The following is a 15,445-nucleotide window of genomic DNA, read 5'->3' as shown; positions in this document are numbered from 1 at the left end:
GCATTCGAGACGTTCATCACGGTTTAGACGTTAAGACGTCCAATTATATTCGACGGCTTTGACAACTTTGTGAACCTATGTCGCAGCCTTGTATTCATAATAGCCATACGAGTAGTAGCCACTACTTCGTTTTTGCACGGCATTGAATACAGCTCCCTTGATGTCCACGCCGTTCTGCACGAACCGCTGTCTGGCCAGGGCAATTTCACGAGCCTGGTTGAGCCCGAAACGCACCACCAGCAAGCTGGTGCCCGCCAGATGACCGATGATCGCCGCATCGGTGACGGCAAGGATCGGCGGCGTATCGACGATGACGAGGTCGTACAAGGGCATCACCTTCGTCAACAGATCGGTGAAGCGCTCATTCATCAGCAACTCGGACGGGTTAGGCGGAACCTTGCCACCCGAGATGTAGTGCAGGTTCGGCAGCGACGACACCGACCGGATCGCCGTAGCCAGATCGATGCTTCCGGCAATCAGATCGGACAATCCCTTTTCGTGTGGACCGCCCATGACTTTGTGCAACGTACCCTTGCGCATGTCGCCATCGATCAAAAGCACGCGCTGGCCGGCCTGCGCAATCACCGCGGCAAGATTGGACGAGATGAACGTCTTGCCCGCCCCCGGACTGGCGCCGGAAATCATCAGCACATTGTTCTTGGCCTCGAGCCGTGCGAAATGCAGGCTGGTGCGCAGACTGCGTATCGCCTCGGTGGCCAGATCGGCCGGCTCGTTGACTGCCAACAGATGGGGTTGGCCTTCAGTACGCCGCCGATGGCCATCGGCCATCACCGCACGCTCGATACTACTGATCGGAATCGAGGCATACACCGGCAATCCCAGCTGCTCGATGACGGAAGGGTCTTCCACGCCACGGTTGAGCATCTGCCGCACGAGCACAATGCAAACCGACAGGAACACGCCCAGCAACGTGCCGCCGATGCTCACGATGGCTCGCTTGGGCTTGACCGGATGGGTGACATCCACCGCCGCCTTGTCGACGATATGCACGTTGCCGACCTTGCCGGCTCGCGCGATATCCAACTGCTGCTCCTGACTGACCAGTCCGGTATAGGTCTGGTTGCTGACCTCGACGTCGCGGGTGAGCTTGAGCAGCTGCTGCTGGGTGTCCGGCAGATCGCCGACCTGCTTCTCCACCGCGGCCTTCTGCGCCTGCATATCGCTGATCTGCTGCATCAGCGCCTTGTAGGCCGGATGATCCGGCGTGAAACGACGGTCGATATCCGCTTTTTGCATCTGCAATTGCTGGATACTGCTGCCGATGGTGACGCTCTGATCCAGCAGGCTCTTGGTCTGCATGGTGATATCCACCGAGTGCGCCTTGATCTGGTACGCATTCAGGGCTGCCTGCGCCCTATCGGTTTCCGCCCTCACCTTGGGCAACTGCTCCTGCACGAACTCCAGGCTCTTGGCTGCCTCGGCGGCATTCCATTCGACATTCTGGCGCACGTACCACAAGCACACCTGATCGAGCAGCGCGGTGGCCATGATCGGGCTGGCATTGTCATAGGACAGCCCGATGATGCCGGAGTCCTTACCCTGCTCGGTCGCCTTGATCGCCTGCTGCAACGCGTTGATGGTGGTGAGCGCGCGGTTGCGCTGCACATCGAAACGTGTCCCGGGATTCGCACGCAGTGTCGATACCAGCATGGTCACGCCGCGTTCGCTCGCCACCTTTCCGACCACCCCTTCAAGCAAGGGCTGGCCTTTGTCGTCCAGCAAACGGTAGCTGCCCGTGTCCCCGGCAACCAGCATCAGACGCTTGCCGAGCAGATCGTTGCGCAGATCGATCTGCTGCAACTCCAGTTGCGCGCCACCCCAGTCATAGCTGCTCAGACCCAGCCACGGACTGGCCAACTCGCCTGGATGGGCGTTCCGATAGCGCCGCGCTACGCCGCCACCGAACATCGGAAAATGTCGTGGCTCAATCACGATGTCCAGCTTGAGATCATCCACCGCATGGCCGATCACGGCCCGCGAGGTGATCAGGGCGATTTCGGTGGTCGCCTCCGAATTGGAAGCCCCCAGAGTCTGCGACAGCGCACTGAGGCCTGGAAGATCGGGCACTTTCTGCTCGACCTGCACGAGCGCATCGGCCTGGTAGATCGGCGTAGCCAACAGTGCATACGCCACGCTGCAGAGCATGAACAATCCGGTGATGATCAGGATCAACCATTTGTTATCCACCAGCGTGCCAAGCATGGCACCCAGGTCGATCTCATCATTCTCTGGCGCAGCGTTACTGATATTTGACATAGAGAGCTTTTGAAGAGGAAGGGGATTTGAAATCAGCCCGCCATCCATGCATTGCCAGCACCGAAGCCTGCCTGCATACAAATGAATGCGCGCAGTCCATCCACGAGCGAGCGACAGCATCGCGCCGTGAGCGGCTCGGGTTGGATCCTAAGTAGCGCGTCATGGCTTGCTGAACAACGAAAGCAGGCTCGCCACAACGCGCTGTTCGCGCTCTATCGCTTGATGCGCACGGCTGATCGATGCGAATCGACTGGGGATACGAGCGAGCGCTCATAGATACGGCAGCCAACTCGATACGCCCTGATCGATCAGCCGATAGACGTGCTCGAATGCAGGCCGCTGCTGACCGTACGGATCCGGAATGTCCCGTTCGTCCTGCCACTTGCCAAGCAGGAACACCTTTCCGCTAACCTCCGGCGTACTGCGGGCGATGTTTGCCGCGTGCGCCTTCTCCATGACCAGCACCAGCTCGGCCTGCCGCAGCATGTCCGGACTGAGCTGCTTGCCACGATGCGCACTGGCGTCGATGCCATGCTCACGCAGCAACTGCGCCGCCGTGGCATCCATGGGGCGATCACCGAGCGCACCCAAGCCTGCGCTGGACACGCCTGCGTCGCTATCGGCCAGTCGATTTCGTAGCAAATATTCTGCCGTGGGGCTGCGGCAGATATTGCCCACACAAACGAGCAAGATACTTCGGAACACAACGATCGCCTAACTTCTACAAATAGGATGTGGAGTCCGCATGGACAGCGTGAATCTCGACATCCCCTGTTTCGTCGATCTTGCATTGCCGGTTCACATCTAGGCCATCCTAGACGAAGACTGGATGGTATTGCGTAACTCAATCCACAGTTTGATCTTCGCGCATCGCCATACAGCTTCCGTTATGGCGATGCTCGATATGTTGAAAGGTCAACCGATGATTGCAACAGTGAAGCGGCCCTGATTTCGGCTGTTTTTTGGCACTTTTACAACGGAAGGCACAGCCGGCTTCTCAGTGCCTTCACTTGAATTTCACCGTCGTGAACGAGCTTCACCTCATTCATATGACGCGATCTTTGTTTTTTCGTTGCGTGGATTTCGGCGGGCTCGACACGTACCGAAGCCATGTCATCGAGCATGAATATCCTGCTCGACAACATGTCGATCTCGTGACTACCGATCAGCGACGTACCCGCTGCCTCCGTTTGGATAGGTGCGTCCTCAAACCGTCGCGCCGGTCACAAAGTCAGCTTTGGCCCAATCGGCAAACCTCAATCCGTGTGACGGCCGTTCTGGGTGCGGTCTTCAGTGACTTTCTATTCGAGCGACTGAACGAAGCGATGGCGCGCTCCTGCCGGAGCTAATGCGCCCAGGGCGAACTCAAAATGATGCTGCAGATATTCACCCTCTGAAACCCAGGCTCCCTGAACGCAATGAAGTCGTCGTTGAAGGTGCCAAACGTAGTCGCAGGACGATCCTTCAAACCCTCATGAAAGGCATCGATGATGCGCTGCTTGAAACCCTCGCCGCGAGGATGGGCTGCCACCACGGCTTCACGCTCCTCCTCCGTAAACTGATCGTACGAGCGGCCCGCTACGTCCATGCCTGCAGCCAGATGAAGCAGTGCCGCCTCCGCGTGCAGGAATTCGGGGACTCCAGGTGTCGTGTGGAACGCGATGGCCGTCCATACCTTTTGAATGTCCCCTTCCGGAATGCCGTGACGCTTCAAGAAGTCGCGCGCGGCGTTGGCTCCATCCACTTCGAAACGCAGCGAACTTCCATGGAAGTCTTCTGTAAGACCGAAGTCATGAAACATCGCTCCGGCATAGAGCAACTCCGGATCGAAGACTATGCCTTTGCGCTGCGCACTCAGCGCACCCCAAAGGTAGACCCGCATCGAGTGTTGAAACAGGATGTCGCTTGCCGTGTCGCGGAGGAGTTGTGTCGCCTCGCGGGCGATCACGCTGTCGGGGATGCGTATCCCCAGGATAGTAGATGGCATGGTTGCTCTAGTCGAAAACCTATTTCTGCGGCGTCGTCAGCGGGGTGTCGCCGGTGTCGACGACAAACACGGCGAGCAACTTGGCCGGCTCGCTTTTGCTTGCATTACGGCTGATCCGATGATGGGCGCCGGGCTCTTCGTAGAAAGCCTGGCCGGCCGTGTAGACGCGTGCGGGTTGGTCATCCACCTGGCTTTCGATTGCACCCGATACGACATAGGCATAGATGAAAGCCGACTTCGCGTGGCTATGCGGCAGCGACGCGCCTCCCGGCGGATACGCCACTTCGACGGCAACGAGGGACTTGCCGGGGATATTGGTGATGGGATGCGAAAAGTTGGGCGTGACCGTGCCATCCGGCGTGTGCGCACCTGCTACCGCCGATAGCAACGCGGTGGCAGCCAGCAGGGCTGAAAGAAGAATCTTTGTCTTCATGGACGTTCCTCGTGAAAACGATGATGCTGCGCCCGATTCAGGCACATACAAAAGAACCAGAAACCTATTTTTGGGATGTACCAGGAAAATTGGCGCGCCCCTGAAGTGATTCATTGCTCGTTTCCGGCTACGGCGAGGTGATGACAAGACGCGCCGCCCTTTTGAGCTTCGAAATATTCCAATATGATGTCGTTTGCTGGGCGTCTCACTGCGACGAGCTACGCCCCGATAGGATATAAGGCCGCAAAGCACGGCAGGATCAGGAACGCCATTCATGCAAACGATTAAAACGATCGCTATAAGCCTCGCCCTCCTCGCCTATGGCACCGGGGCCATGGCAGCAGACAGCACCAGCCAGGTTATCAAGCGCCAGGCGCCTAGCGGCATCAATGCCAGCTTCTATACATGTATCGACAAGGCCGGCTCCGATACCGTGGCCACCAGCGCCTGCCTGTCCGCCGAGAAGAAGGCACAGGACACCCGGCTCAATACGACTTATAAAGCCCTGCTCGCCAAACTCAATAGCAAGGCGAAGGATGGCCTGGTCAGCGCGGAGCGCGCATGGCTGGATTTTCACAACAAGAGCGGCAATGTCGAAGCAGCGCTCTACGGCGATGAAACCGTCGCCGACCTCCAGGTAACGCAAAACGAGATTTTCCGTCTCTGCGAACGCGCCAATACCCTGGACAAGTATCTATCCATCGCGAACGACCAATAACCTATCCGCACTTCACGGAGGAATGTCATGTCCGGTCTTGATACACACGATATCAACTCGCTCGCCGGTGCCACCTACTTTGTCGTGGGGCGCGGTACTGAAGGCGGTCCGTCTTCCTATCATCTGTCCATCGCCGGCGTCACCTCAGGCACGTCCGATCCCGGCTGGGGCGACGCGAAGAAGATTGTCGCGGACAGTGGTTATTCGCTTGGCACCATCCAGGTCGATCTCGGCAAACGCGGCACCTGGGCGCTAGGTTCAGCCGACGGCGCCAAGCCGAAGCCCGGTGAGAGCACCTATGTGGATGCCATCATCGACCAGGCTGCAAAATACGCGAAAGACAACAACCTGAAATTCACCGATGACAAGGCGACGCTGCGTGCCGATTTGCTGAGCCACGGCAACGGCGAGCACGGCCGCAACACCCTCGCCTTTATCGACAAGGACACGCGCAACAGCATCAACGCGTGGGCATCCTCCGAAGACGGCCAGAAGTGGATCCATAAGAACATCGACTATCCGCAGATCAAGAATGCGACCCAGTCGTCCATGGATATCCTGGACAAGTACGGCAAGAACATTCCGGAAGATCGCCGCCTGGAAACCATCGCCATTCTGGCAAAGACGGAGAACCAGATCCCGTCGCAGGTCGCAAAGTTCGAGAAGGTGCTCAAGGACGGCGGCGACTACAACGCCGTGCTGGCGGAAGCCAACAAGATCAAGGAAAAGTACTCGTACTACGACGGCCCAAAGGCTGCCGCCCTGGCCGAGGAATATAAGAATGCCTATAAGGATCCGCAGAAGGCGGCCGCGCTCGATCGCGCGCATACCAAAGTAGGCGATCCGAATTTCAACCCGGCCAAGTCGGCCAACGACCCGGACATCAAAGACGCTCTCAAGGCGATCCACCAGGGTGGGCGCGCGCATGCGGCACCGGGTGGCCACAGTACCTTGCGCGAAGGCTCGCACGGCGAAAACGTCAAGACCCTGCAAAACGAGCTCATCAAGCTGGGCGTCACGGATGCGAAGGGTCATCCGTTGAAAGCTGACGGCGACTACGGCGCAGGCACCAAAGCCGCGGTCGAAAAATTCCAGCGCGAACATCACATGACCGCCGATGGCATCGCTGGTGCGAAGACACTCGACGCCGTGCACAAGGCCGCGCAGCCGCCCCATGCCAGCTTGTCCGATAGCCGCAACCCGGGCAACCCGATGTACAACCAGGCATTGAAGAATGTCCAGGCCATCGACGCCGAACGCGGTCGCGCCTCGGACACGATCACCCACAATTTCGCCGGCTCGCTGGCGACAGCGGCTCGTGCCGAAGGCCTGACACGCATCGACCACGTCATCCTGAGCGACGATGGCAAGCGTGCTTTTGCCGTACAAGGCGACCTCAACTCGCCACTCAAGCAGATGGCCGAAGTGAACGTCGCGCAGGCCGTTGCCAAGCCACTGGAACAGAGCAGCGCCGAATTCCAGAAGCTTCCGCAACAGAACCAGCAGGCGGCGAACGCGCAAAATCAGCAGCAACAGCCGGCACCGCAACAGCCAGAGCCGCAGGCTGCTCGCCGATAAGATAGCGCGGCCGGGCGCCCTGCCCGGCCGCTTTCAGGCTATTCGTAACTCTATCCTTGACGGCCTGGTTGCAGGACTCCGCTGTAGCAGATCACTTCGCCCAGCACCGGCAACGAAAATGCGACATGGAAGCGATATGCGCCTTCCTCTATGCGTTTGTATCCCGTTGAACGAGGAATCAACCACAGAGGCACGCGGATGCCGTGAAAACGCGCAGCGATGAGACGCCAATACCAGCCGCCCTCAATGACGTCGACGGTCATCAGCAACTCCAGCGCACCGGTCTTCTCGATCCAGTGACCGGCCGGCCAATGGCCGCTCGGAACAAAGCTCGAGTGAAGATGATGCGTGCCGTCAAAGCAGCGATGCCATTCCAGGCTCGTCGCATCGTGGCGGATCGTCACATTCATATGATGCTGGCCAGCGACTACCGGCATGCCGAGCTTGCGCGCCATATGCCGACCAAACGCACCGGCCGCGCCTCGACCAAAGCGCAGCGTCACCGGCCCGCTCAGCTCGCTGTCGCGCTCATGCAACGCCTGAAGAAGCGGGTGGAGAGCACCGAATCCCTCTCCAAACCATCCCATGACGGCACTGGCACCCCCTGTCGCATTCATGCGCGCTGCTCCTGCTTGGACTGGGAAAGGTTCTCGATGTAACGAATCCCAAGCAGCTTGAGGATCAGGTTCCGGATCGCCTTGCCGATCGGGTAGAAGACTCGTGCTCGCCGGGCGCTGCCGAAAAGCCAGTAGTTGAGGCGATTGAAGAACCCGGAGGGCGTGCTGAGTAGTGTCAGGATACGGACGGCCTCAGGGCCGTAGTACAGGATACCTTCGAATTTGACGACCATGCCCTGATCGATATCGAGCCCAGCGGCGGTGATCTCGTCCATCAACACACCAGGCTGGCGCGCATCCACCAGGTGCAGCCGCCCCACGGCGTCGCGAATACGGGCATGCATGCAATAGGTCTTACAGACAGGACATTCGCCGTCATAGACCAGCCAGACATCCCCTGTTCCAACAGATGTGCTCATGAGCGCCTCCCTTGCAAAACGATGGAAAGAACCTGTTCTGTGGGATATGATACATCAACATTTAACTAAATAGCTAATTAGTTATCAGGGTAAATGACGTATGCGAAACCCTGGCTGCGATGACCCAAACCAGGCGCAAGATCGACTCATTCAAAGGAATCGTCATGCAGGCAATAGACAACACCATCTACGACCGCATCTCCACCACATGGTGGGACGAAGACGGCTTCATGTCCCTGCTGCGCACCTCGGTCAACCCGCCACGGTCTGCGTACTTCCGCAAGGTGCTGATCGAGCGCCTGCATCGAGACCCCCATGAACTGCGCGTTCTTGATGTCGGGTGTGGCGGAGGACTCTTGTCGGAACAGTTTGCCGCCATGGGCTGCGACGTTACCGGCATCGATCTGTCGGCACCGACGCTGATGGCAGCTCGCCGGCATGCGGAGGCATCGGGCTTGTCCATCCGCTATCTAGAAGGCAGCGCCGATCGGCTGGACTTCGAGTCCGGGACATTCGACGTCGTTTGCTGCTGCGATGTACTTGAGCACGTCGATAGTCCCGATGCCGTTGTGCGCGAGATATCCCGCGTGCTCAAACTCGGCGGTGTTTTCTTCTTCGACACCATCAATCGCACCTTCAGAAGCAAGCTTATCGCGATCAAATTCGCGCAGGACTGGCGTCTGACCCGACTCATTCCACGCGATGTCCATGTCTGGGAGAAATTCATCCGGCCGCAGGAACTGACTCAACTCCTGGGCCGCCACGGCATGCCGGAATTCGAGCTCGCCGGGCTCTCGCCCGCAATGAACCCATTGATTGCTCTGAGTGCGCTGATCCGGAACAAACTGGGAAGAATGAGCTTTGCCGAGCTGGGCGCACGGATCAAACTCAAGCAGAGCAGCGATCTCTCCATTTCCTATATGGGCTTTGCCTTGCGTCCATCATGTAAGGTCGACTAATCACATGGGGATGGCCACTCCCTAAACATCTGCAACTACTGAAGCCCCTCGGCCGCGAGCGCCTTCTGCACGGACGGGCGCTCGCGAACGCGCTCATACCATGCCTTCAGATTTTTCAGCCCATCAAAGTGGATATCAGCCTTGTAATAAGACTTCAGCCACGACGCCTGCCCCCAGCCGATCAGAGCGAATAAATAGGCATCGGCGACAGTGAAGGTGTCACCCATCAGATACGGGCGATCGGCCAACTGCTCATCGATCCAGTCAAAGCGCTTCTCCAGCTTGGGCCTGGCGGTGTCCACATACTTGCCTGCAAGCACCGCGTAGAGAAGCGGGATAAAGCCCTTGTGGATTTCGGAAGTCAGGAAGTTCAACCACTCCTGCAGGCGGTAGCGCTCCATGCTGCCGTTGACTGGCGCCAGGCCCAGCTCGGGCTTTCGATCGGCCAGGTATTGCACGATGACAGGGCCCTCGCGCAGGGTCGTGCCGTCGTCGAGCTCAAGGAGCGGGACATAGCCCAGGGCATTGAGCCGATAGTAGTCGTCTCCCGACTCGGTCGTGTGCTGCTTGTGGTCCATCTTGACCAGTGTCACGTCGATACCAAGCTCATTGAGCACGATATGAGGGGAAAGCGAACAAGCGGCCGGCATGTAGTGAAGCTTCATTACGATCTCCAGAAAACAGAATGCGCCACGGCTTCCATGGCGAAAGCGGCGCTGTGCAGTCTAGATCGCAGGTATAAAAAAAGAAGAAGGCACACTATTGTTAGCTAGGTACACAAATTATACTTGTGCCGCTCACAGGGAACCCCGCCTTGAAAGACAACGTATCCGGCTGCTCCGTCGAAGAGGCCATGCGCTTGCTGGGTGGTCGCTGGCGCTTGCTGCTGGTCTCGTATCTGATCGATGGGCCAAAACGATTCAATGACCTTCGACGTGACATCCCGGCAATTTCCCAACGGATGTTGACTCTTGATCTACGCGCGCTGGAAGAAGCCGGCCTTCTGAAGCGCACCGTGTTTCCTACCGTGCCCGTCAAGGTGGAGTATGAGCTCACTGCCGATGGCAGGCGCCTCGAACCCGTTGTCGAGGTCATGAAGCAGTTCGGGTTATGGGTAAAGGCGCGTGCGTCGAGCCCCGGCTTCCCGGTTGCGACCCTGAGTAACGGCGATGGTGACGAATGATCGATCTCAATGATCTTTACTATTTCGCCACGCTGGCCGAACGCGGCAGCTTCACCGCGGCGGCCGATGCCATCGGCATTCCCAAAGGCACGCTGAGCCGGCGACTGAAGGCGCTGGAAGATCAGCTTGGCCTGCGCCTGATCGACCGCACGACGCGCCGCTTTGCGCTGACCGAGGCCGGCGAAAAGCTCTATCACTACGCACGTATCGCGGTACAGCAGGCAGAGCTCGCCGAAGGGCATCTACGCAGCCTGATGGGCGTGCCCACCGGCCGCATCCGGATGACGTGTCCCCAGGGCATGCTCCGTTCGCTGCTGACACCGTTGATCGTCCAGTTCATGGAACACCACCCCGGCGTCAGCGTCGATGTCGTAGCGAGCAGCCGCTACGTGGATCTGATTGCCGAAGGTTTCGACATGGGCCTGCGATCGCACGAAGGCGAACTCACCGATTCTTCGCTGATCGCGCGTCGACTGGCGACACTGCAGATCGCACTGGTCGCCAGCCCCGCCTACATCGGCAACCGTTCGATATCGAGCCTCGACGACATCCACGGCCTCGACGGGCTGCACATGGATACGCGCAACGGCCCATCCACCTGGACGCTGCATGGGCCGGACAATCAACAGTCCACCGTCCTGCTCCGGCACCGGCTGGGCTCGGACGATATCTTCCTGCTCAAGGCAGCTGCTGTCGCGGGACAAGGCGTGGCCATCCTGCCGCTTGACGCCTGTCTCAACGAACTGACCCAGGGCAGCCTGATTCGCGTGCTTCCCGGCTGGGAAGTCTCCCGCCGAACCCTCAGCCTGATCCTGCCCGCATCGAAGGGACTGATGCCAGCCGTCCGTCTGCTGGCCGACTATCTGGTGGAACGCGTGCCGGCGATCGTCGAAGGCGCGGCCGGCCGCTAGCGTGGCGCCGGCGATTGTTTCGCTGGGGTAACAATCCTTTCCACTGTCCCGGCTTAATCGACGTGCCGCCAGTGTCTAACCTGCGCCTCCATCGAGAGCGCATTCGCGCTTCCGGATTCCCGAGGAGCCACATCATGAACCGTTCTTCTTCACTCAAACCGCTGGCCGCCACGTTCGCCATGCTGTTCGCACTCAGCTGCACCGTCGCTACCGGCACCGCTATAGCCGCGCCATCCATGAGCGCCGCCCACACGGTCGACAACAACCTGCGCACACTCTCCCGCAACGACACCGTTCTGCTGCTGGTCGATCACCAGATCGGCTTGCTGACCGGCGTACGCGACATGCCCGTGGCGGATCTGAAGCACAACGTCGTGGCGCTGGCCAAGGCCGCACGCGCCATGGGTGTTCCCGTCATCGTGACCGCCACCATGCCCGACGGCATGTGGGGCCCAACCATTCCCGAGCTCACCGATGCGCTGCCCGGTGTGACCGTCATCAGTCGTACGTCCATCAACGCCTGGGACGATCCGAACGTGGTGGCGGCGATCAAGAAGACCGGCCGCAAGCAGTTGTTGATCGCAGGCACGTCGCTGGAAGTCTGCGCCACGCTGCCCGCGCTCTCGGCCAAGGCTGAAGGCTACGACACACGCGTCGTGCTCGATGCATCCGGAACCTTCAACGAAGCCAAGCGCACGGCAGGCATCGAACGCTTGGCGCGAGCCGATATTCCCTTGACCGACTACGCCGGCGCGGCTGTCGAAATGCTCAAGGACAATGCCGATCCGCAAGCTGGCGCCGTCTACGGTGCACTCGATATTCCATTCGCCACCCTGGTGGGCCAGTTGGAGGCCGCCAAGCGCGGCAAGTGATCTTCGATCGTATGGCGTTACCGGCAATGCCGACCCAGCCACCTGCTCTCAGGATATCCATCATGCGTTCCCAACTCCCTGCTTTGCGCATCGTCGACGGACACGACATGCGTATTGGCAATGGTTTCGAGGCCAAACATTTCAACGAATCGATGTTCGACGGGCTATTGGATCCCGTCGTGATGGTCGATCACTTCCATATGACCACGCCGACATTCGCGCCACATCCGCACGCGGGTATCTCGGCGGTGACCTATATGTTCGAGGACTCCACCGGACCGCATGTCAATTACGACTCCCTGGGCAATCACGAACCGATCAGGCCCGGCGACCTGCACTGGTTTGTCGCCGGACGTGGGGCCGTTCATACAGAACAGCCCGAGGGGATAGGCGACCACGTTCATGCGCTGCAGATTTTCGTCAATCTGCCTGCGCGCCTGAAGTTCTGCGAGCCGTATGCAGTGCACCTGGACGCTGCCGACGTCCCTGTCTACGAAGTGCCCGGAACAAGAGTCCGCGTAGTCACAGGCCAGTGGCAAGGGCTCTCGTCGCCTGTTGCGCTACCGACGCCGTTCCTGCTGCTCGACGGGTTTCTGGAGCACCGGGCGAAGATCAGCCACGTTGTGCCGGAAGCCTGGCACGCGACGATCCTCGTCGTGCAAGGGACATTGCATGTCATCGATCAGACGGGCCACCGTACGCTGACGACGGGCCAAGCCGTAGCCGTATCCGGAGCCACCGAACTGGAACTCGCCGGAGACGGCGCAGGCACCCATTTTGCTCTGCTTTCAGGCCCCGCGCTGCGCGAACCCATCGCCAAGCACGGTCCCTTCGTCATGAACAGCCAGGCGGAACTCATCGACCGCATCCGCGCCTACGAGGCTGGCGAGCTTGGTCATGTCGATCTCGTTGTTCCATAGCATCCTGACCGCAATCACCGCGAAACGCCCAGAGACAGGCTGGGCGTCCCCATCGTCGTACCTCACTTCGGCGAATTCTCTTTATACGCCCTCGACGATCCGAACATCGCGCTCCGCAGCTCCCACAAGGTACTTCACCGCTGCCTGATATTCGGGATTGCGATAGGCGACGTCGGCAGCTTCGAGGCTGTCGAACTCGACAATCGCTACGCGCTGCGCCATGCCGGATTCATAGGCGAAGCCAGGTACACCCACTGCAAGCACCCTCCCCCCTAGCGCCCGGATCACCGGTCCAGCCGCAGCCGCGTATCTGTCGATGCCGGCCTGATCTGAAACCGATCGAAATGTCATGACCCAATAACCATTCGCCATTACTCACCTCACAGGGGCGGATATCGCCTTGAAATAATCTGTAAAAACGCGAGCATCACCAAACGGCTGATGCCATAAAGTCAAACTTCGAGCAGATGCTGCGCTTGTACAGGCAAGTAATGAATAGCCGTTGTCCGGCAGCCACTTTTCCGCAAGATGCAAGAATGCATCAGACCAGGAGCGGCTTTAGCTGCGACAGGCCGTGACGCAACTGTGGTCGTGGCTGAAGCCACTCCTGCACAACACTACGCGGCATCGACATTCAGAATGTCGCCGACAAAATCGATAAACGCCCGGACCTTCGCCGCGCGATGCAGACGTGACGGAAAGATCGCATACAGGGGAAAGCGCTCGTCCGACCATCCCGGAAACAGTTCGATCAGCCGGCCGCTGCGCAACAACTGCTCACAACCGATCTCCATCACCTGCGCGATGCCGAAACCAGCTTCGCAAGCCGCCAGCAGCGTGCCCGAGTCCGACGTCAGCAACCGCCCTTTCACACGCAGCGTCAGCACCTCTTTCTTGCGCTGCATCTCCCACGGGTAGGGTTTACCGTTCGCCGCGTCGTAGAAGTCGATGCAGTCTCGTTTTTCGATGTCCCTCGGATGCGCAGGCTTGCCGTGCGCCTTGATATAGGCAGGCGAGGCAACCGTGATAACGCGCGTTTCAGTGAGCTTGCGTGCAACAAACGACCCTACCGGCGGCTCGCCGAAGCGCAGCGCGAGATCGAAGCCATCTGCCACCAGATCACCCACCGAATCGCGCATGATCAGTTCGACAAACAACTCCGGGTAGCGCGAGAGGAATTTCGCCAGATGTTTCGCCAGCACGATCCGGGAAAAATACGGGTCGATATTGACGCGTAGTTTCCCTCGCACCTTGCTCGCCGAACCAGCGGCCTCGATGGCGGCTTCCTGGATACCGGCAAGGTGCGGTCCAACCTGTTCATAGAAGCGCCGCCCCTCGTCGGTCAACGAAAGCGTGCGTGTCGTGCGCGCAAGCAGACGCGCACCTACGCGTTGCTCGAGGCGAGCCAGCATGCGGCTCACCCCAGAAGGAGACACTCCTAACGCTTCGGCCGCGCGCGCAATGGTGCCCGCCTCTACCACCGCGAACAGCACGGAAAGGTCGGAGAAAAGCTTGCTATCGATCGCCATGGCAATTCCTGACTAAAAATCACGACTGAAAGATCATAAGCGATATTGAAGCATGAGCCGGTCAGGAAGATAGTCCCCGCACAGAAGTTTTGCTCAAAGCTCATCCGCCTTCTGCCAGGGCAGCAGCGCGGCGGCAATCAGTCATAGATAGAAGGACAACACTCATGTATGCGATCACAGGTATTACCGGACAGGTAGGTGGTGCGCTCGCGCGCACCTTGCTCGCCGCCGGCCAACCCGTCCGCGCCGTCTTGCGCAATCTCGACAAGGCACGCGAATGGGAAGCCCTCGGCTGCGAGATCGCACTCGCCAGCATGAACGACGCATCCGCGCTGGCCGCCGCATTCGAAGGGGCCGAAGGCGTATTCATCCTGCCGCCATCGGAGTTCGATCCGGAGCCGGACTTCCCTGAAGCACGTGCGGTCATCAATACCGTGATGACCGCGATCGAATGGGCAAAGCCGCGCAAGGTGGTCTGCCTGTCGACGATAGGCGCGCAGGCAACGCAGACAAATCTGCTCACACAGCGCACGCTGATGGAACAGGCGCTGTCGACGTCGGCCGTCCCTGTTACCTTCCTCCGTCCCGCCTGGTTCATGGAGAACTTCGCCTGGGACGTGGAACAGGCGCGCGCCCAGGGAGTCATCGCGAGTTTCCTGCAGCCGCTGGACAAGCCCGTACCGATGATCGCGACAGCCGACGTAGGTCGTGTTGCCGCCAGCCTGCTCCAACAGGACTGGAAAGGTCATCGCATCATCGAACTCGAAGCCAGCCAACGCGTTTCGCCCAATGATGCGGCAGCGGCTTTTTCCAAGGTACTCGATCGACCGGTGACGGCGCAGGTCGTGCCGCGCGACACTTGGGCCGAACTGTTCACGGCGCAGGGCATGAAGAATCCGCAGCCACGCATTCGCATGCTCGATGGCTTCAACGAAGGCTGGATCGCATTCGAAGGTGCCGACGACACCGTCGTGAAGGGCGAGACATCGCTCGAAGCGGTGCTGCGCGTACTCGTCAAGACAGCCGCGTAACTGAACTCGCT

The 15,445-nt window shown here is 59.4% G+C and carries 17 protein-coding genes; 8 read left to right on the top strand and 9 right to left on the bottom strand.

The window, feature by feature from the left end; translation table 11 throughout:
- Positions 1–75: 75 nt before the first annotated feature.
- The 4 genes from ACZ6WW_RS06535 to ACZ6WW_RS06520 all read right to left on the bottom strand — a co-directional run bounded on the left by ACZ6WW_RS06535 (position 76) and on the right by ACZ6WW_RS06520 (position 4,697).
- The gene (locus ACZ6WW_RS06535) at positions 76–2,277 is read right to left on the bottom strand and encodes a polysaccharide biosynthesis tyrosine autokinase (RefSeq protein ID WP_465273472.1); all 2,202 of its coding nucleotides are present in this window, start codon (positions 2,275–2,277) and stop codon (positions 76–78) included.
- A gap of 270 nt (positions 2,278–2,547) precedes the next feature.
- Positions 2,548–2,982, bottom strand: coding sequence for a low molecular weight protein-tyrosine-phosphatase (locus tag ACZ6WW_RS06530; RefSeq protein ID WP_465273471.1), 435 nt, complete (start codon positions 2,980–2,982; stop codon positions 2,548–2,550).
- Between the two features lie 640 nt (positions 2,983–3,622).
- Entirely contained in the window at positions 3,623–4,264 is a 642-nt protein-coding gene (locus ACZ6WW_RS06525) for an HD domain-containing protein (RefSeq protein WP_465273470.1), read from the bottom strand.
- Positions 4,265–4,283: 19 nt separating this feature from the next.
- On the bottom strand, positions 4,284–4,697 hold the full coding sequence (locus ACZ6WW_RS06520; RefSeq protein ID WP_465273469.1) for a cupin domain-containing protein: 414 nt from the start codon (positions 4,695–4,697) through the stop codon (positions 4,284–4,286).
- Between the two features lie 274 nt (positions 4,698–4,971).
- Here ACZ6WW_RS06520 and ACZ6WW_RS06515 point away from each other — a divergent pair, with 274 nt between their 5' ends.
- Positions 4,972–5,415: a lysozyme inhibitor LprI family protein gene (locus ACZ6WW_RS06515; RefSeq protein ID WP_465273468.1), complete on the top strand. Its 444-nt coding sequence runs from the start codon at positions 4,972–4,974 to the stop codon at positions 5,413–5,415.
- Between the two features lie 27 nt (positions 5,416–5,442).
- Complete coding sequence (locus ACZ6WW_RS06510) at positions 5,443–6,993, top strand: XVIPCD domain-containing protein (protein ID WP_465273467.1); 1,551 nt, start codon at positions 5,443–5,445, stop codon at positions 6,991–6,993.
- A 50-nt stretch (positions 6,994–7,043) separates the two neighbouring features.
- On the opposite strand, the gene ACZ6WW_RS06505 is transcribed toward ACZ6WW_RS06510, so the two are convergent.
- Together ACZ6WW_RS06505 and ACZ6WW_RS06500 are read right to left on the bottom strand one after the other, a co-directional pair.
- Entirely contained in the window at positions 7,044–7,610 is a 567-nt protein-coding gene (locus tag ACZ6WW_RS06505; protein WP_465273466.1) for a DUF4166 domain-containing protein, read from the bottom strand.
- Positions 7,607–8,029, bottom strand: coding sequence for a DCC1-like thiol-disulfide oxidoreductase family protein (locus tag ACZ6WW_RS06500; RefSeq protein WP_281848602.1), 423 nt, complete (start codon positions 8,027–8,029; stop codon positions 7,607–7,609). Before ACZ6WW_RS06500 ends, ACZ6WW_RS06505 begins: the two co-directional genes overlap by 4 nt.
- Positions 8,030–8,193: 164 nt before the next feature.
- Here ACZ6WW_RS06500 and ubiG point away from each other — a divergent pair, with 164 nt between their 5' ends.
- Positions 8,194–8,988, top strand: a complete 795-nt coding sequence (gene ubiG, locus ACZ6WW_RS06495; protein WP_465273465.1) for a bifunctional 2-polyprenyl-6-hydroxyphenol methylase/3-demethylubiquinol 3-O-methyltransferase UbiG — start codon at positions 8,194–8,196, stop codon at positions 8,986–8,988.
- Positions 8,989–9,023: 35 nt separating this feature from the next.
- On the opposite strand, the gene gstA is transcribed toward ubiG, so the two are convergent.
- On the bottom strand, positions 9,024–9,653 hold the full coding sequence (gstA, locus tag ACZ6WW_RS06490; protein ID WP_465273464.1) for a glutathione transferase GstA: 630 nt from the start codon (positions 9,651–9,653) through the stop codon (positions 9,024–9,026).
- A 149-nt stretch (positions 9,654–9,802) separates the two neighbouring features.
- On the opposite strand from gstA, the gene ACZ6WW_RS06485 reads away from it, so the two are divergent.
- The 4 genes from ACZ6WW_RS06485 (at position 9,803) to ACZ6WW_RS06470 (ending at position 12,874) form a co-directional block, all read left to right on the top strand.
- Positions 9,803–10,171 carry a winged helix-turn-helix transcriptional regulator gene (locus ACZ6WW_RS06485; RefSeq protein WP_465273463.1) on the top strand — a complete coding sequence of 123 codons (369 nt, stop codon included), beginning with the start codon at positions 9,803–9,805 and terminating at the stop codon, positions 10,169–10,171.
- Positions 10,168–11,082 (top strand): LysR substrate-binding domain-containing protein, encoded by a 915-nt coding sequence (locus tag ACZ6WW_RS06480; protein WP_465273462.1) that lies wholly within the window; start codon positions 10,168–10,170, stop codon positions 11,080–11,082. Before ACZ6WW_RS06485 ends, ACZ6WW_RS06480 begins: the two co-directional genes overlap by 4 nt.
- Positions 11,083–11,216: 134 nt before the next feature.
- Positions 11,217–11,954 carry an isochorismatase family protein gene (locus ACZ6WW_RS06475; RefSeq protein ID WP_465273461.1) on the top strand — a complete coding sequence of 246 codons (738 nt, stop codon included), beginning with the start codon at positions 11,217–11,219 and terminating at the stop codon, positions 11,952–11,954.
- A 62-nt stretch (positions 11,955–12,016) separates the two neighbouring features.
- A complete protein-coding gene (locus tag ACZ6WW_RS06470; protein ID WP_465273460.1) occupies positions 12,017–12,874 on the top strand; it encodes a pirin family protein in 858 nt (285 codons plus the stop codon).
- A gap of 81 nt (positions 12,875–12,955) precedes the next feature.
- Here ACZ6WW_RS06470 and ACZ6WW_RS06465 read toward each other — a convergent pair whose 3' ends face one another.
- Positions 12,956–13,246, bottom strand: coding sequence for a DUF1330 domain-containing protein (locus ACZ6WW_RS06465; protein ID WP_465273459.1), 291 nt, complete (start codon positions 13,244–13,246; stop codon positions 12,956–12,958).
- Positions 13,247–13,491: 245 nt separating this feature from the next.
- Positions 13,492–14,403: a LysR family transcriptional regulator gene (locus ACZ6WW_RS06460; protein ID WP_465273458.1), complete on the bottom strand. Its 912-nt coding sequence runs from the start codon at positions 14,401–14,403 to the stop codon at positions 13,492–13,494.
- Positions 14,404–14,567: 164 nt separating this feature from the next.
- Here ACZ6WW_RS06460 and ACZ6WW_RS06455 point away from each other — a divergent pair, with 164 nt between their 5' ends.
- On the top strand, positions 14,568–15,434 hold the full coding sequence (locus ACZ6WW_RS06455) for an NmrA family NAD(P)-binding protein (RefSeq protein ID WP_465273457.1): 867 nt from the start codon (positions 14,568–14,570) through the stop codon (positions 15,432–15,434).
- Positions 15,435–15,445: the final 11 nt, after the last annotated feature.

The organism is Dyella sp. NPDC103356 (assembly GCF_055584465.1).
Note: the sequence above shows the minus strand (reverse complement) of the source record. Positions and strands in the feature narration are given on the sequence as shown.